Below are 16,085 nucleotides of genomic sequence, written 5' to 3'. Positions count from 1 at the left end.
GTTGCTTCTTCTTTTGTACTTTCTTCAGTACTTGATGCTTCTGTTGTCGGTTGTTCAGCTGTTGCTTGTTCTGTAGTTTCTACTCCTGTGTTTGCTGTTTCAGAAGAAGATTGAGCCGATTCATTTGAGTTACTTGTAACTCCTTCTTCAGTTTTAGTGTCTTCAGCTGCTTTCGCTTCATCATGCGCTACGCCGAAAATTAATGTTGCACCAACTAAAATTGATGCTGTCCCTACTGTGAATTTTCGAATTGAATATTTGTTATTGATATTCGGTAAGAAATCTAATCTTTTATTTGATTTTTTCTTCAAATAACTCACGCCCCTATTTTTCAAATTAATTTAACACAATACTCATGTAAAACTTATCATGTTTTATATGTAGTTACAATATAATTTCTCTGTTTTTTAAAAAAATATTAATTTAGTTATGCTAAATTAATATTTATAATTTTATAATAATTTTATCTTATTCAATGATGTTTAATTTACGTTATTCTAATTTACTAAGCATAATAAAAAATGTTCCCTAATTCTATTTAAATAAAATGTCCGTAGCATACTCAAATTAAGGATGCTATGGACACAATTTTTACTTAAAAATTAATTATTTTTTATCATTAATTTTTCTACGATTCTTACCTAATAGTAATGCTCCAATTGCAGCAAATAATGATTCTAAAATCACTCCATTTTTTTCATCACTACCAGTATCTGGTAATTCATTATTTTCTTTTTCACTATCGGCGCCGGCATCACTGTCAGTATCGTCACCATTTCCGTTACCATTACTAGTAGCAAATGTTATGTTGTTACCATATTTAGCCGTGTCATCAGTAACATAATATTTATTAGTTGTAACCATAGATGGCCATTGTTGAATATTTACGTTACCTTCTGAATCAGACTGATATTTACTAACTACTTTGATTATGTAAGGTGTATTTATATCTCCAAAATTAATGGAGGCAGTACTATCACCATTAACAGTAATTGGATAATCATTAGTAACATCCTCATATTGAGAATAATCATAAGTTCTATTGCTGTCTGGTAGATATTGATCATCTGCAACTTTATAAATTTTAATTTCAGTACTATCATCAATAATTGTGCTACCGTTTGGTCCAGTACCGTTGATTGTAACTTCTGTATTGTTAGCTGTATATCTTAACGGATTAACATACACAGTTTGTTCGACTGTTTGATTATCTAAATCAAGGTGAGCAAATATACTTTAAATATTAGAATCACCTTCAACTTCAGGATACTGATAATCAACAGTGAAATTCTGATCATAAGCAGTATTAGCAGTTTTAAATGTTATATCGATATTTGTGTCTCTTGCTTGTACTTTTGATTTATCAATAAATGATGATAATGATAAAGTTCCAGTAACATTTGAATGCGTATCAACGAAATCTATCAATGTATATGTTGCATGTTTAGTAGCATCATCATACGTAACTGTTGCTATTATATCCCCATTACTATCTGCAATATCTGGTGCAAAATATTGATCAGTTAGGTCAGATGGGATTGTATGTGGATCATAATCAATCGTCATTGTATCCCCACTATTAACAGCATCATCGACAGCAATATCTGAATAATATGTAATTGGCTTACCCTCTTGTGCGCGAATTATACCATCATTATTTTGACCTTCTTCAATATATTGATTTGAAACTGTAATTAAGTCATTTACGTTTTAACCTTGACTTGTAGCTGCTAATTTATTCACAGCTAATCTACTTTTGGGTTGTATTAAACGCGTTGTATTTACATCACTCGTTGTTGCATAAGTTATTTCAGAATCTTTTTTTGTTTGAATCCGCATTAATTAACGCACTTAGTAATGCTTTATTATTTACATTGTTATAGTCAATATTAAGATTTTTAACACTTTCACTTACTTCTTCTACTGAGCTACCAGTATTTTCAGCTACAAAGTTAGTTAATGCTTCTTCTTTAGCTGTGTTATCAGTAGCGTTATCTAATTGAGTCTCAATATTTTTAAATGATGTATCTAAATTTGATGTGTTAACTGAATTATTTGAATTGCTAGTTACATCACTTGAATTATTATTTTCAACAGATGTCTGCTCATTTGAATTAACTTCTGGTGTTTGAGCGTCTTTTTGTTCAGGATTAGATTCTATACTAACGTCTTTATTGGCTTCTTTAGAATCGCTTTCTGTGCTCGATTGTAGTTCGTTATGAGTTGAGTCTGCTGAAATTTTTGATTCTTGCTTAGTTGTTTCTTCTGTACTTGGTTGTTCTGATTTAGCTTCATTAGGTGCGTCATTATTAGAATTTAGGGTACTTTGACTTTCCTCTGTAGATGCTTTTTCTGTTGTTTTTTCACTAATTGATTTTTCTGCAGAATTATTTTGTGATGGTTCTTCTGAACTTAATGTCTCTGTAGAATTTGAATTTTTACTAGTTTCAATGCTATTATTTTCATTTGTACCTTCTTGAGAACTTACATCTTGATTTGATGAATTTTCTGTACTTTCTTGTTTACTAGTTTCATTTGAAATTTCGTTGTTAGATGCATTTTCAGATGAATTATTATCTACATCTGTTTCAACATTTTGTTTTGTTACATCAACTTGTTCTGGATTAACCTGTGATAGTGTAGTGCTCTCTGATGTTTGTACATTACCTTTAGCTTTTACATTTTGTTCTTCATTACTATTAGTAGTTGTAGAAACTTGATCCTTCTCAGCTGCTTTTGCTTCATCATTTGCACTGCCAAAAATCAATACTGCGCCAACCAATATAGATGCTGTCCCTACTGTAAACTTTCTAATCGAATATTTATTTTGTTTATTCGGTATAAAATCTAACCTCTTATTTTGTTTATTTTTCAAACAGAACACTCTTTAAATGAATTATAAACCGACCTAAATTCATTAATAATTTTAATTTAAAGATTAATTATTTTTTATTCTTAAATCATGAATAATAAGGTGGTTGTGCTACACTTCTATATTTTTTATAAATGATTTGCTAAAATATTCTTTTTTTAAACAATAAAAAAAGAACGATAATTATCGTTCTTAAAAAACTAGTTTCTACTATTATATATGTGTTTTTTTAGGTAATTAAAATTTATTTTAAATGTTCATAAGGACTATTATTCACAAATGATACAATTTGGTCTACAAATAATTTTGCACGCAACTGAAATTGGTCATCATCAAGATATAATGTACCATCGTCAAGTTTACTGTAGTCTGAGTCATGTGTAGCAATTTGTGTAGGCACAGCGATACCTAATAAACTGCGCACAATAACACGTAAATGTGATAATGGTTCTGAACTTACGATACCTCCGCTATTACCGATTAATCCTACTGGTTTCATTTTGACATAATCCATATTGATATGATCTAATGCATTTTTTAAGATGCCAGAATATGAACCATGATAATTAGGAGTTCCAAGTACTAAGAAGTCTGCTGCTATTACTTTTTCTTGAAAATCTTTAATATTGATTTTAATTTCATCGATAGACGGCGTTGTCCCAGAAAAGTCTAATTGATTCAATGGGCGTTCTGCTAAATCATAAATATCAACATCTAAATCATGTGTATCAAACTGTCCCACTAAATATTTAGCTAACGCATTTGTATGTGAACCAACTTTGGCACTACCAACAATTATAAGTCCTTTCATTTCTACTATACACCTCTTAATATTAATTATTTTCTTCTTTCAATAACTTCATTATGGCTTTTCCAACACCACTATTTTCATTTGTGTCCGTTACATATTTAGCAACTGCTTTAACTTCAGGCATAGCGTTTTCTACTGCAACAGGATAACCAACACGCTCTAGCATTGATACGTCATTCAAGTTATCGCCTAAAGCCATAACGTCTTTTAAATCAATATTTAATTGATTAGCAATAGACTCTAACGCGATTCCTTTTTGCGCGTCAGAATGTGTAATCTCAAGATTTCCGCGTGAAGATGATGAAATGGCTAAACTTGGAATAGCTGAAAGTTCTACTCCAATGGCATTAATTTTCTCTAAATCCGGATTAAAAGCTAACACTTTCATGATTAATTCGCCCGGGATATCTTCAATTTCTTCATAACTATTTACAACTTTTAATGTCCCATTATTTATGCGCTTTTGAATACCTTGTTTAATCTTTTCAACATCCGCTTCTTGTCCTGCTTGTTTAGCAATATCTAAGTAAATATCTAAATCTTTGGTTGGATCTTCTGTATAAATCCCTCTATTAGTATAAATTTGATAATATACGTCATTTTTATCTAGAATTGATTTAATGCGTTCCACTAATTCATGATTTAAATTAGACGTATTCATAATATTAAATGATTCATCACGTACTTCTGCACCATTTAAACAAATATATGGTACGCTTAAATCTGTCTCAGCTACAGGTGTATTTGCCTCATAAAATGCACGACCTGTCGCAATGGCAACTGTTATCCCTTGTGATTGTGCATATTTTATTGCATCAACATTTTCTTGAGAAATTTCATGTGCAGCATTTAACAATGTGCCATCCATATCTGTTGCTATTAATTTAATCATACAGTTACCTCGTTTCATTCTCTTAATTAATTGCTATTTATCTTTAAAAAAACATCTTAAAGTTAAAATTTAAAATCTCAACTTGAACACTTAATTCACGTGTATTATTTTAACAAATATAGCTCAATTTGTACGCTTACATGTTCCCTTTAGACTTCTTTAATCGTAGCTCACGGAAGAAGTTTCGTAATAAATCACCACATTCTTGCTCAAGTACGCCTTTAATAACTTCAGCTCTATGATTAAATCGAGATTCTTCTAATAGATTCATCAAGCTACCACTACATCCACCTTTAGGATCAGTGGCGCCGTATACCACTTTAGGAATTCTACTCATCACAATGGCACCGGCACACATGACGCACGGTTCAAGTGTCACATATAATTTGCATTCTTCTAAACGCCAACTTCCAACTACTTTTGAAGCACGTTCAATAGCGATATGTTCTGCGTGAGCCGTAGGAAGCTGCGCAGTTTCTCTTAAGTTATGTGCGCTTGCTATGACTTCATTGTTTTTAACTATGATTGCGCCTATAGGAACTTCTCCAAGTTTTTGAGCTTTTTTAGCTTCTTCAATCGCTAATTTCATGTAATATTCATCATTTGCCATGTGTGTTATACCTCACTTATGATACAATACTCATTGTCTATTTTAACATTTGGAGATGTGATTATGAACAAACCATTTATCGCAATTGAGGGGCCAATTGGTGTAGGTAAATCTTCCCTAACTCATAAGCTTAGCCAGACATTAAATTACTATGAAGAAAAAGAAATAATTGATGAAAATCCATTTTTATCTGACTTCTACGATGATATTTCTAAATGGAGTTTTCAAACAGAAATGTTTTTCCTCTGTAATCGATATAAACAGGCAAAAGATATCGCTAAAATGACTCAAGGTGTTGTTAGCGATTATCATATTTATAAAAATAAAATTTTCGCTCGTAACACGTTGAGTAATAATGAATTTGATAAATTTGATCGCATTTTCGATATTTTAACTGAAGATCTTGAAATGCCTAACATGATTATTTTCTTAGATGCTGATTTGGATGTTCTGAAACAAAGAATAGCTCAACGTAATCGTAGTTTTGAACATCATATTGAGGATGACTATTTATTGAATCTCAAAGAAGATTATTTAACATTTTATAATGCCATGAAAAGTGAAGGCGCGAATGTCGTCTTAATTAATACAAGTGAAATTGATTTTGTTAAAAATGACTCAGATTATCAATCAATTTTAGAAAAAATAAGACCTATGATAGGAGCAATTGAACATGAATAATTATAAAGTACCTCAAAACGCAATAATCACCATTGCTGGTACCGTTGGTGTTGGGAAATCGACATTGACACAGGCTTTAGCTGACAAATTGAATTTTAAAACCTCTTTTGAAAATGTTGATCATAATCCTTATCTAGATAAATTTTATGATGACTTTGAACGTTGGAGTTTCCACTTACAAATCTACTTTTTAGCAGAACGTTTTAAAGAACAAAAACGTATGTTTGAATATGGTGGTGGATTCATTCAAGATCGCTCTATTTATGAAGATGTTGATATTTTCGCGAAAATGCATGAAGAACAAGGTACTATGAATGAAGATGATTTTAAAACATATTCTGAGTTGTTCAATGCAATGGTAATGACACCTTACTTCCCTAAACCTGATGTATTAATTTATCTTGAGTGCGACTACAATGAAGTAATTGAGCGTATCAAAGCACGTGGTCGTGATATGGAAATTAATACGGATCCTGAGTATTGGCAAAAGTTATTCAAACGTTATGATGACTGGATAAATAACTTTAATGCCTGTCCGGTCGTGCGCGTTAACATAAACGAATATGATATTCATGAAAACCTAGACTCTTTAGACCCAATTATTGATAAAATTGCTCATGTAATTAATACTTATCGCAAGGTAGATAATCGTTAACATAAAACAAACGCTACACATTTCAAACTCATTGTGTAGCGTTTTTACATTTTTTACCTTATTTGTTTTCAATATATTGTTTTAAGACTTCGGGCACACTCACAGCTGTCTCTATTATCACATCAGCATCTACTAACTCTTCTTTTTTAGCTATACCAGTAAGCACACCAATTGCTAAACCTAATTCAGCATTAACCTTTGTTTTCATGTCGTTATTAGTATCTCCTACTATAACTACATCTTCAGGTTTGACATCATAAGAATCAAACAGTGGATTTAATACTGCTGGATTTGGCTTTTCCGCTGCATGTGATTCTGTAGAGATAACTAAGTCGAAAGCGTCTTTAGAATTGGTATCTTCAAGAAATTGCAATACTCCTTTTCGTGAATCACTTGTAACAATTCCAATTTTATAGCCGTCTTTTTTTAAAGATTGAATCATATCATACACACCATCAATCCAGTTGTTCTCTGGCACACGTGTATCAACAAGTTCCTGGCTCGTATTACGTGTCCAAGTTGAGACATCTTTACCAACAACGTTATTAAAAGCTTTAATCATTTCATCTAGTGACCCTGAACCCATTACAGAATCAGGAACGATTGCATTATCAAGAACACCTAATTGTCGATGTGCAACTTCTTTATTAGCTACTGGGAATTCATCTAAAAGACTATCCACTAATCTTATACCAATTTTCTCCCAACTCTTATCAAATTCTATTAAAGTCCCGTCTTTATCAAATAATATCCATTCCATTTTCATAACACTCCTGTGAATTATGATTATTAACTCTTCTATTGTAATACAAATTTTTATTTTATACTCAATAGAATGATTTAATATTCCATCTACCAATTATTCAGTATATGTATCTGTTAGGCGTTTATCTTGATATATAACCATACCAGTTTTCAATTTTTTAAATCCAGCCTTTTGATAAAATTCTAAATTATCGATAGTTGAGATTAAATGGATACATGAAAGTGACCCTATTTCCTTAAGAATGTGTTTAAGCATATGCATACCAATTTGATTATTTTGAAAATCTTTATTAACAACTAAGTCATAAATAGCTGCATTGAATACACCATCTGATAATGCTCTAGCAAAACCAATGACTTTATTATCATAAATTGCTAAGACTACGTGCGTACTATTCTCGAAAATTTTTCGTATCTTATCTTTATCATGTTTTAACCAACCAACTGATTGATATGTTTCGTAAATTGAATCAATATAGCTTTCATCGAAATAAGTAATTAGTTTAAATTTCATTCAACCCCCCCAATCATCTTTATATTTTATTATACAAACTTATTTAATATCTTTTAAGTTTCAAAAATACGCGAACCAATACCGTTTCATTTATCATTTGCCTACGTTGATTTAATTGAGCGAAATTTATGATTGTGTAATTTAAAAACCGATATAAATAATTCACCCCGAAAATTAGATTTTTAATCTGACACCGGGGTGATTTTTCATTATAAAAATAATTATTTAGGTTCACCGTGTACTAAAATGCTACTAATAAAGTCAATCGCTTTTTTTATGAAACCGAATACGTCTGTCATTTGATTCCACTCCTTCATTAATATTTAAATTACACTTTTATTGTAAGCACCTGAGGATAAATTTGGCGTTTATTGCGTAATTGCCCATTAACGATGCGTATTTGTATGTTTATATATTTCAATTTATATTGTTTTGCATAGAAAGCAATTCTTGTACGTAACTTTCCTTCACCTCGTAAACAACAGGATTACTTTTTAACTTAATTAATTTGCTTTCATATTTTTTTATTACCTCATTAACTTTATTTCTTGAATATCCTGCGATATCTTTGACTCCTTTAATAGTAATTCTAGAATATTTACTTCCAAAAATTTTATCTTGAAGTAATATAAAGAGAACATCTGAATCATATTTATTCAATTCTTGTTGATCAAGTGCCATTGCAAGTCTTTTAATGTTTTCTGTATTATTTTCAAACGTTTCTATCTATTTCTAATAATAAATCAGCAATCTTATATTTAAACCTTCGCAATAAAACAAAAAAACTAGAAACCTCGATTCCTCAGGATTTCTAGTTCTTTAAACTTACCTTATTTATATTCTGGGACAACTACACGCCAACCATGCGTATCTTCTAATTTACCACTTTGGATACCAGTATATGTGTCGTATAATTTTTTAGTGATTTCTCCTGGCTCGTTATTGTTAATAACGATTTCTCTATCTTCATACTTTAATGTACCGACTGGAGAAATAACTGCTGCTGTACCTGAACCGAATACTTCAGTTAATTCACCTTTGTCGTAAGCTTCGAATAATTCATCGATTGACACTTTACGTTCTTCAACCTCATAGCCTAACTCTTTAGCTAATTCAATGATTGATTTACGTGTAATACCTGGTAAGATACTTCCATTTAAAGCAGGTGTAACTAATTTATCATTTTCAACGAAGAAGATGTTCATACTACCAACTTCTTCAACATATTTTTGTTCTACACCGTCTAACCATAATACTTGATCATAGCCTAAATTATTAGCATTTGTTTGTGCTAATAAGCTTGCAGCATAGTTACCTGCTACTTTAGCGAATCCTACACCACCGCGTACGGCACGAACATATTCATCTTCAACGTAAATTTTAGTTGTTTTTAAAGTGTCTCCGCCATAATATGCGCCTGATGGAGATAAAATAATTAATAATTTGTATTGATGAGATGCCCTTACTCCTAAAATGCCTTCAGTCGCAAATACAAACGGACGGATATATAATGATTGTCCTTCTCCCTCAGGTACCCAATCACGTTCAACGTCTACTAATTGTTTTAAACCTTCTAGTAATAATTCTTCATCTACTTTAGGCATTTCTAATCGTGCTAATGAATCATTAATACGTTTGAAGTTTTGGTCTGGTCTAAATAATACAACTTCTCCTTCATGTTTGTATGCTTTTAAACCTTCAAATACCGCTTGTCCATAGTGAAGACCTTGTGCAGCTGGTGAAACTTCAAATGGTGCGTAAGGAACAATTTTTAAATCATGCCAACCTTTATCTACATCATAATCAAAACTTAACATATAATCTGTAAAGTATTGACCGAATCCTAAATTACCTTCTGGTTTTTCTTTAAGCGAGTCGCGTTGTTCAAATTTAACTTTTTCTGACATGATGAAAGCCTCCTAAATAAATCTTAGTTAGTAATAGTATATTAAATTATAGCAATCTCGTAATGTTGATTCAATGAATTTTCTAAAAATTCAAACTAAACACTAATTGTAAACCCTTTCTTTAAAAATAACATACTTTAGTAAATTTTTAATGGCCGTTAATAACTAATTTCGGATAAAAAAGAAAACCTCAAACATTTCGTCTGAGGTTCTGTGTTATATGACTTGTATGACAGTCAAACTTTATTTATTTTGTTCTTTTTCTTCAATTGCTTTTAACATTAATTCAGTCATACCAGCTAAATCGTATTTAGGGTTAAAGCCCCACTCTTTACGAGAATAACTTGTATCAATATTATCTGGCCAGCTATCAGCAATTGCTTGACGTACTGGATCTACTTCATAATCTAATGCGAAGTCAGGATAATGCTTTTGGATTTCAGCTTTAATTTGCTCAGGTTCAAAACTCATAGCACTTAAGTTATAGCCATTACGTGTTACAAGTTTGTCGCTATCTGCTTCCATTAATTTAATAATTGCATCAATTGCATCATCCATATACATCATATCCATATATGTGTCTTTAGCAATATAGCTTGTGTAACGACCTTTTCTAACCGCTTCAAAATAAATTTCAACAGCATAATCAGTAGTACCGCCACCTGGTTCTTTAACATGAGAGATAAGTCCTGGGAATCTCACACTACGCGTATCGACACCAAATTTTGTGAAATAGTATTGGCATAATAACTCACCAGCAACTTTGTTCACACCATACATTGTAGTAGGTTGTTGAATTGTATTTTGTGGTGTATCTTTCTTAGGCGTTGAATCACCAAATGCACCAATTGAACTTGGTGTGAAGAAATGTAATTCATACGTTCTAGCTGTTTCTAATGCGTTCATTAGACCGCCCATATTTAAATCCCATGCTAATAAAGGATTTTTCTCTGCAGTCGCTGATAATAATGCAGCCATATGCATTAACGTATCTGCTTTAAAGTTCTCAACGATTGCCATCATAGCTTCACGATTTGTAACATCTAATACTTCAAACGGACCATTGTTAACTGGTGAATCTTCTTCCGGCTCTCTAATATCCGTAGCTAATACATTGTCATTTCCGTAAATTTCTCTGCATTTTAATACCAACTCAGTACCAATTTGACCAAGTGCTCCTGTAATTACAATTCTTTCCATAAATAAAAAACTCCCTTTGTGTGTTTACCACGAATGATTGTCCTTTTAAGGTGTACATAATCCCTGTTTACATGCTTATTATAATATAAAAGCGCTTTCTTGTATACTCACAAAGTACACTCTTTTAAATTCACTTTATTTTTGAAAAGTCAGAGATACATACTCTTCATAACGTTATATTTATTAATTGTTTTTAAAATTATTGTAAATAATTTAATGAGTAAGCTTAAGGCTTTGCGACTTATGCTAATATGAGAATGTAAATTTCATCTAATAAAGGAGGCAAATATGAAGCGATATCTTATTCCACTTTTAGTTTTATGTTTTATCGTATTTGGTATTACCACTGGTACCTCTTATGCAGCTGAATCACAGGCAACACAAGCTACTAACACAACAGCTACCGCAGAAGTACCACAATCTGCTTCAAAAGAAGCATCATCAGCTAACATTGAATCTACTAATAAACCTTTATCTCTTGAGTCAAACAACGTTTCACATAATTACCAAGCCACACCTTCGTCTGAAACAACTTCATATCTTAATTTTGAAATGTCTACAACACAAAACACTACTTCAGAGAAGCATAATAATTCATCTCAAGGTTCTGCCTTTTCACAAGAAAAAGCTACACCTGAACCTGCTTCAAACGAAAATAATACATCGCAATCCCATGATACGGAGGTGAAACCTTCTCCTTCGACGTCGGAGCAAAGCAAGTCTACGCAAGTAGAAACTACAAAAGAATCTACTTCCACTAAAGTTAAACAAACACCTCAAGAATCAACTCAACAACAGCAAAAGCGTAATGTTCCAGAATCACAACAATCTACACCTGCTTCAAAAAATAGCAATACTACATCAGAACAAGCAGCACCGAAATCTCAACATGTGACTGTCAACAAAAGAATGGCAACTACTTCTGACAACACAAATGAACATACAATTTTACATACAAATGATATTCATGGCCGATTTGTAGAGGATGATGGGAGAGTCATCGGTATGGCTAAAGTAAAAGGTCTTAAAGACAAATATAATCCGGATTTAATGGTGGATTCAGGAGATGCTTTTCAAGGTTTACCTGTTTCTAACAATTCAAAGGGAGAAGAAATGTCCAAAGCTATGAATAGTGTTGGCTATGATGCAATGACTGTCGGAAACCATGAATTTGACTTTGGTTATGATCAATTACTTAAATTGCAGAAACAATTAAACTTCCCTATTGTTTCTTCTAATATCTACAAAAATGGTAAACGCGTATTTGATTCTTCAACTACAGTAACTAAAAACAATGTCCGTTATGGTATTGTAGGTGTCACGACACCTGAAACAAAAACTAAAACATCGCCTACTGCTGTTGAAGGTGTTGAATTTAAAGACCCATTAACTAGTGTCAAACAAGCCATGAATGAGATTAAAAACAATGTCGATGTATTCGTTATCTTATCGCACTTAGGTGTAGATAAATCGACGCAAAAAACTTGGCGTGGTGATTATTTAATTGATCAACTTACGAAAGACGGTTCATTTAAACAACCTATCTTCGTATTAGATGGTCACTCACATACCGTGATTGATAACGGTGAACATTATGGTACCAATAATCTACTCGCTCAAACTGGTACTGCACTAGCAAATGTAGGACGTGTGGATTTTACTTTTCAAAATCAAAAAGCGTCTGATATCAAAGCATCATTAATCAATGTAGCGGACGCCAAAGATATCACACCTGACTCACAAATTGATGCACAAACTAAAAAGGCAAATGACGACTTCTTAAAAGAAACATCAACAATTGTTATACCTAATAATACAGTGACGTTAAATGGTGAACGTGCTCAAGCGCGCACGCAAGAAACAAACCTAGGTAACCTAATTACGGATGCTATGGAAGCATATGCCTCTAAGAATTTCTCACATCAACCTGATTTCGCAATCACTAACGGTGGTGGTATTCGAGCTTCAATTGAAAAAGGTGAGGTTACTGAAAATGACATCATAACAGTGTTACCATTCGGTAATTTAATTTCTCAAATTCAAGTAAAAGGTTCAGATATTGAAAAAGCATTTGAACACAGTTTAAGTGCTGATACTGAAACTCATGACGGTAAGAAGGTCTTAGGTGCAAATGGAGGATTCTTACAAGTATCTGACTCACTTAGAGTGTATTATGATATCAATAAAGCATCTGGCCAACGCATTAATGCAATCAAGGTACTGAATAAAGAGAATGGAGAATATGAAGATCTAGATCCTAACCGTACTTACTATGTAACTACCAATGACTTCACAGCTAATCAAGGAGATGGCTATGATATGTTTGGTGGACAACGTGAGGAAGGCATTTCTTTAGATGCAGTTGTCGCTCAATATATTAAGAATACAGATTTAAATCAATACAATACCGAAGAACCTGTACGTATCATTAATGGTCTACCGGAAAGTAATGAACAACCAAATACTGGTAAAGAAGATAATGATAATAATCATTCAACTAATGGACAAGATGGCCAACAACAAACACCAGATTCAAACAATGATGACAAAGACAATACTGGTCATATTAATGATAATGATGACAATACTAAAGACGATAAACAAGCTGATTCTTCTAATAAAGATAATGTCATTGAATTCCCTAATAAAGACCATCAAAAAGATAATGACAACGTAATTGAAATCCCAGCTAACAATAATCAAACTCATAATAGCACTGATGATAATATTGTCATTCCAAGCGTTACCGACAAGATGCATACTAACAACATAAAAGGAAATGCAATCGAACATCACCCTACTTCAAACTTAGTGAGTATTTCTAATAACAACAAAGGAACACGAGACCAATTAACTGGTAATGCAAGTCATTCACAACATTGTAAAGATGTCATTAAATTCCCAGTTCAAATGAATCCTAAAGATAATTTTTATAATGAGACACTAATAACTACTAATAGTGATGCTTCTAAAAATTCAAATCTTATGTTTACACAACAACATGACGCAATCACATCATTACCAAATACAGGTTTGAAAGATGGCAGTTTAGAACATGGTATCGCTATTATATTAGTAGTAGCAGGAACAGGATTAATTTACATCCGAACTCGTAAAAAATCAGCATAATTTCAAATTTAAAACCGTGTAGATGACAGTTAACAATATGTCATTTACACGGTTTATTCATAATTTTGAAAATGTGTAGATACACACAGTAAGTTCTTTAATGTGAATACTTTAATTTTTAGTGGCCCGGCAGTCTATTTATTTAAAATTACATACTTACACTCGCAATTTCCTCACAATATTAAAGCTACTTCAGCATTATACTTCTTTATTTGCTACTGCTTTTTTATAGAAATAATTAGCAACAACGATATCTACAATTGCTAACCCTACTGATTTAAATAGCGTTACTTCCTTATCATCTTCACGCCCTGAAACTTTACCGGCTACGATGTCCCCTAGTTCACCATGTAATGAATCTTTCATTATAATTCCTTCTTCTTGAGGTACCTTTAAATCACCAGTTTCTTCCATCGCTGCTTCTACTGATTCAACAACAATTTTATTCGCTACTAACATAGACTCTGATGGTAATTCCTGCATATCTGGTTTAAATGAGCCTACTGCGTTTAAATGAACGCCGGGATGTAATGAATGTGAATATACCGGATGATTAGAATTTGTCGCAGTTACAACAACATCAGCCTCTTCCATCGCATCATCCGCTTCTTCAAAGACTTTTGTCGATACATTATAATTATTAGCTACTTCTTGAGCTAAACGTTCTGCATTTTCCTTAGTACGACTCGAAAAGTGAATTGTATCGATATTTCTAACTGCCATTACTGCAGCAATTAGTCCTTGTGCTTGATCACCAGAACCAATAACACATAGTGTTTTAGCATCTTCACGTGCCAAGTATTTAGTTGCTACTCCAGAGATAGCACCTGTACGAATCTTAGTTAAATAACTACCATCTAATACAGCTAATGTTTCCCCAGTTTCATAATCACTTAATAACACTGATCCTGTAATTGTCTTTTTGCCTTTTTTAGGATTATCTGGCGCAAATGTAACTGTTTTAATACCAACCACTTTAAGATCATCAGATAATGCTGGCATAACTAAATATCTATTACCTTCATTAAACGGTAAGACATACCTTAACGGTGTGTCTGTCTTCCCTCCTGAAAATGCCTTTAATGAATTCGCAACTTCATCAATAACTTCTTTCATGTCTAATAATGATTGCTGGTCTTGTTCATTCAAAACTAACATGTCTGATACCTCCACTTTATATTTAATATCTATTTATCTTTTACCCGTCAAAACACCAAATTGTCATTGTTAAATGGCATTATCAATACCATTATTTCAAAAATATGTATATGTTAAGTTAATTTGATTAAAGTATTAATTTAGTATTGTGCTTATATGTTAATGGTGCTATCTTATTACTATAAATAAAAGGCTTGCACAGAAGTGTAGCCTTGAGATTTCATGCTTATTATGAAACTATTTATAAACTTTTGACGCCTAGAGTGGCACGACGAAATCGTTGGGCTACTCTAATTTGCATTATTCATTAATCTTTTAAATTTTTTAGCTAGATTTCACTCTTAAATGTACTAAAAATTTTGATGTGCTTGATTTAAGTGTCTTTTCAGTTGAGTTAGCTTCTGCAAATGTACTCTGAATGATTAAAATATTATATTCGGCCCATCCTCTTTTTCACATTTCAATCCACGAAACCCTCATCATAATAAGTAGCCTTATTATTTAAAAACGCATTCAAACTATGATGATAATAGATTAACTTTTCATCAGCTTCTGGAATCGAGAACCAACCTAATGTCGAAATTTCATCTTTCATTTGTATGTCTGTTGTATAATCTTGAACCTGTGCTTTGAACATGAAAAAAAGTGTATGAACATTCATTTGTGTCGATTTACCCTCATTAACACTTACTATGTCGTTAACTTCAACTAATAATCCTGTTTCTTCTCTAACTTCCCGATTTAGCGCTTCAACTAAAGTTTCACCGTATTCAACTTTGCCACCTGGTAATGACCATCCGCCACCATCCGTATTATGAACTAATAACACGTTCCCCTCTTCATTTTGTATCAATGCATATACTACTTTTAAATCCTTCATTCATCTAACCT

18 protein-coding genes are annotated in these 16,085 nt (G+C 32.3%); 3 read left to right on the top strand and 15 right to left on the bottom strand.

The annotated features are described in order from the left end of the window. The 8 genes from HMPREF2715_RS03595 to tadA form a co-directional block, all read right to left on the bottom strand. Nucleotides 1–311 (bottom strand): YSIRK-type signal peptide-containing protein (locus tag HMPREF2715_RS03595; protein ID WP_256327011.1); only part of this gene is annotated, 311 nt, incomplete at its 3' end. A 295-nt stretch (nt 312–606) separates the two neighbouring features. After that, nucleotides 607–1,233 (bottom strand): fibrinogen-binding adhesin SdrG C-terminal domain-containing protein, encoded by a 627-nt coding sequence (locus HMPREF2715_RS03590; RefSeq protein WP_083318746.1) that lies wholly within the window; start codon nt 1,231–1,233, stop codon nt 607–609. A 3-nt stretch (nt 1,234–1,236) separates the two neighbouring features. Then, on the bottom strand, nt 1,237–1,620 hold the full coding sequence (locus HMPREF2715_RS03585; protein WP_256327012.1) for an Ig-like domain-containing protein: 384 nt from the start codon (nt 1,618–1,620) through the stop codon (nt 1,237–1,239). Between the two features lie 90 nt (nt 1,621–1,710). Then, nucleotides 1,711–1,839 (bottom strand): hypothetical protein, encoded by a 129-nt coding sequence (locus HMPREF2715_RS12200; RefSeq protein WP_256327010.1) that lies wholly within the window; start codon nt 1,837–1,839, stop codon nt 1,711–1,713. Further along, nucleotides 1,811–2,875, bottom strand: coding sequence for a YSIRK-type signal peptide-containing protein (locus HMPREF2715_RS03580; protein WP_070839440.1), 1,065 nt, complete (start codon nt 2,873–2,875; stop codon nt 1,811–1,813). Before HMPREF2715_RS03580 ends, HMPREF2715_RS12200 begins: the two co-directional genes overlap by 29 nt. 241 nt (nt 2,876–3,116) lie before the next feature. Then, nucleotides 3,117–3,683, bottom strand: coding sequence for an NADPH-dependent FMN reductase (locus HMPREF2715_RS03575; protein ID WP_070839437.1), 567 nt, complete (start codon nt 3,681–3,683; stop codon nt 3,117–3,119). Between the two features lie 22 nt (nt 3,684–3,705). Beyond that, nucleotides 3,706–4,575: a Cof-type HAD-IIB family hydrolase gene (locus tag HMPREF2715_RS03570; protein ID WP_070581366.1), complete on the bottom strand. Its 870-nt coding sequence runs from the start codon at nt 4,573–4,575 to the stop codon at nt 3,706–3,708. 136 nt (nt 4,576–4,711) lie between these two features. Next, nucleotides 4,712–5,185 (bottom strand): tRNA adenosine(34) deaminase TadA, encoded by a 474-nt coding sequence (gene tadA, locus HMPREF2715_RS03565; protein WP_053027034.1) that lies wholly within the window; start codon nt 5,183–5,185, stop codon nt 4,712–4,714. 63 nt (nt 5,186–5,248) lie between these two features. Here tadA and HMPREF2715_RS03560 point away from each other — a divergent pair, with 63 nt between their 5' ends. Both HMPREF2715_RS03560 and HMPREF2715_RS03555 read left to right on the top strand, forming a co-directional pair. Beyond that, the gene (locus HMPREF2715_RS03560) at nt 5,249–5,866 is read left to right on the top strand and encodes a deoxynucleoside kinase (protein ID WP_053017854.1); all 618 of its coding nucleotides are present in this window, start codon (nt 5,249–5,251) and stop codon (nt 5,864–5,866) included. Continuing rightward, complete coding sequence (locus HMPREF2715_RS03555; protein ID WP_049395837.1) at nt 5,859–6,521, top strand: deoxynucleoside kinase; 663 nt, start codon at nt 5,859–5,861, stop codon at nt 6,519–6,521. The genes HMPREF2715_RS03560 and HMPREF2715_RS03555 overlap by 8 nt, the downstream gene beginning before the upstream one ends. 58 nt (nt 6,522–6,579) lie before the next feature. Here HMPREF2715_RS03555 and HMPREF2715_RS03550 read toward each other — a convergent pair whose 3' ends face one another. The 5 genes from HMPREF2715_RS03550 to HMPREF2715_RS03530 all read right to left on the bottom strand — a co-directional run bounded on the left by HMPREF2715_RS03550 (nt 6,580) and on the right by HMPREF2715_RS03530 (nt 10,907). Then, entirely contained in the window at nt 6,580–7,281 is a 702-nt protein-coding gene (locus HMPREF2715_RS03550) for an HAD family hydrolase (RefSeq protein ID WP_049395836.1), read from the bottom strand. Between the two features lie 99 nt (nt 7,282–7,380). Next, a complete protein-coding gene (locus HMPREF2715_RS03545; RefSeq protein ID WP_070839434.1) occupies nt 7,381–7,800 on the bottom strand; it encodes a GNAT family N-acetyltransferase in 420 nt (139 codons plus the stop codon). Nucleotides 7,801–8,217: 417 nt separating this feature from the next. After that, on the bottom strand, nt 8,218–8,481 hold the full coding sequence (locus HMPREF2715_RS03540; RefSeq protein WP_141757440.1) for a TrmB family transcriptional regulator: 264 nt from the start codon (nt 8,479–8,481) through the stop codon (nt 8,218–8,220). Between the two features lie 149 nt (nt 8,482–8,630). Further along, nucleotides 8,631–9,707 carry a branched-chain amino acid aminotransferase gene (locus tag HMPREF2715_RS03535; RefSeq protein WP_070839431.1) on the bottom strand — a complete coding sequence of 359 codons (1,077 nt, stop codon included), beginning with the start codon at nt 9,705–9,707 and terminating at the stop codon, nt 8,631–8,633. A 243-nt stretch (nt 9,708–9,950) separates the two neighbouring features. Next, a complete protein-coding gene (locus HMPREF2715_RS03530) occupies nt 9,951–10,907 on the bottom strand; it encodes an L-threonine 3-dehydrogenase (RefSeq protein WP_033079552.1) in 957 nt (318 codons plus the stop codon). 288 nt (nt 10,908–11,195) lie between these two features. On the opposite strand from HMPREF2715_RS03530, the gene HMPREF2715_RS03525 reads away from it, so the two are divergent. After that, a complete protein-coding gene (locus HMPREF2715_RS03525; RefSeq protein WP_070839428.1) occupies nt 11,196–14,036 on the top strand; it encodes a 5'-nucleotidase C-terminal domain-containing protein in 2,841 nt (946 codons plus the stop codon). Between the two features lie 198 nt (nt 14,037–14,234). Here HMPREF2715_RS03525 and HMPREF2715_RS03520 read toward each other — a convergent pair whose 3' ends face one another. Together HMPREF2715_RS03520 and HMPREF2715_RS03515 are read right to left on the bottom strand one after the other, a co-directional pair. Further along, entirely contained in the window at nt 14,235–15,194 is a 960-nt protein-coding gene (locus HMPREF2715_RS03520; RefSeq protein WP_070581363.1) for an ornithine cyclodeaminase family protein, read from the bottom strand. Between the two features lie 460 nt (nt 15,195–15,654). Then, nucleotides 15,655–16,074 (bottom strand): NUDIX hydrolase, encoded by a 420-nt coding sequence (locus HMPREF2715_RS03515; protein WP_053025244.1) that lies wholly within the window; start codon nt 16,072–16,074, stop codon nt 15,655–15,657. Nucleotides 16,075–16,085 lie beyond the last annotated feature (11 nt).

Source organism: Staphylococcus sp. HMSC062A01 (assembly GCF_001836805.1).
In the GTDB taxonomy this organism is placed as follows: Bacteria; Bacillota; Bacilli; order Staphylococcales; family Staphylococcaceae; genus Staphylococcus; species Staphylococcus haemolyticus.
Note: the sequence above shows the minus strand (reverse complement) of the source record. Positions and strands in the feature narration are given on the sequence as shown.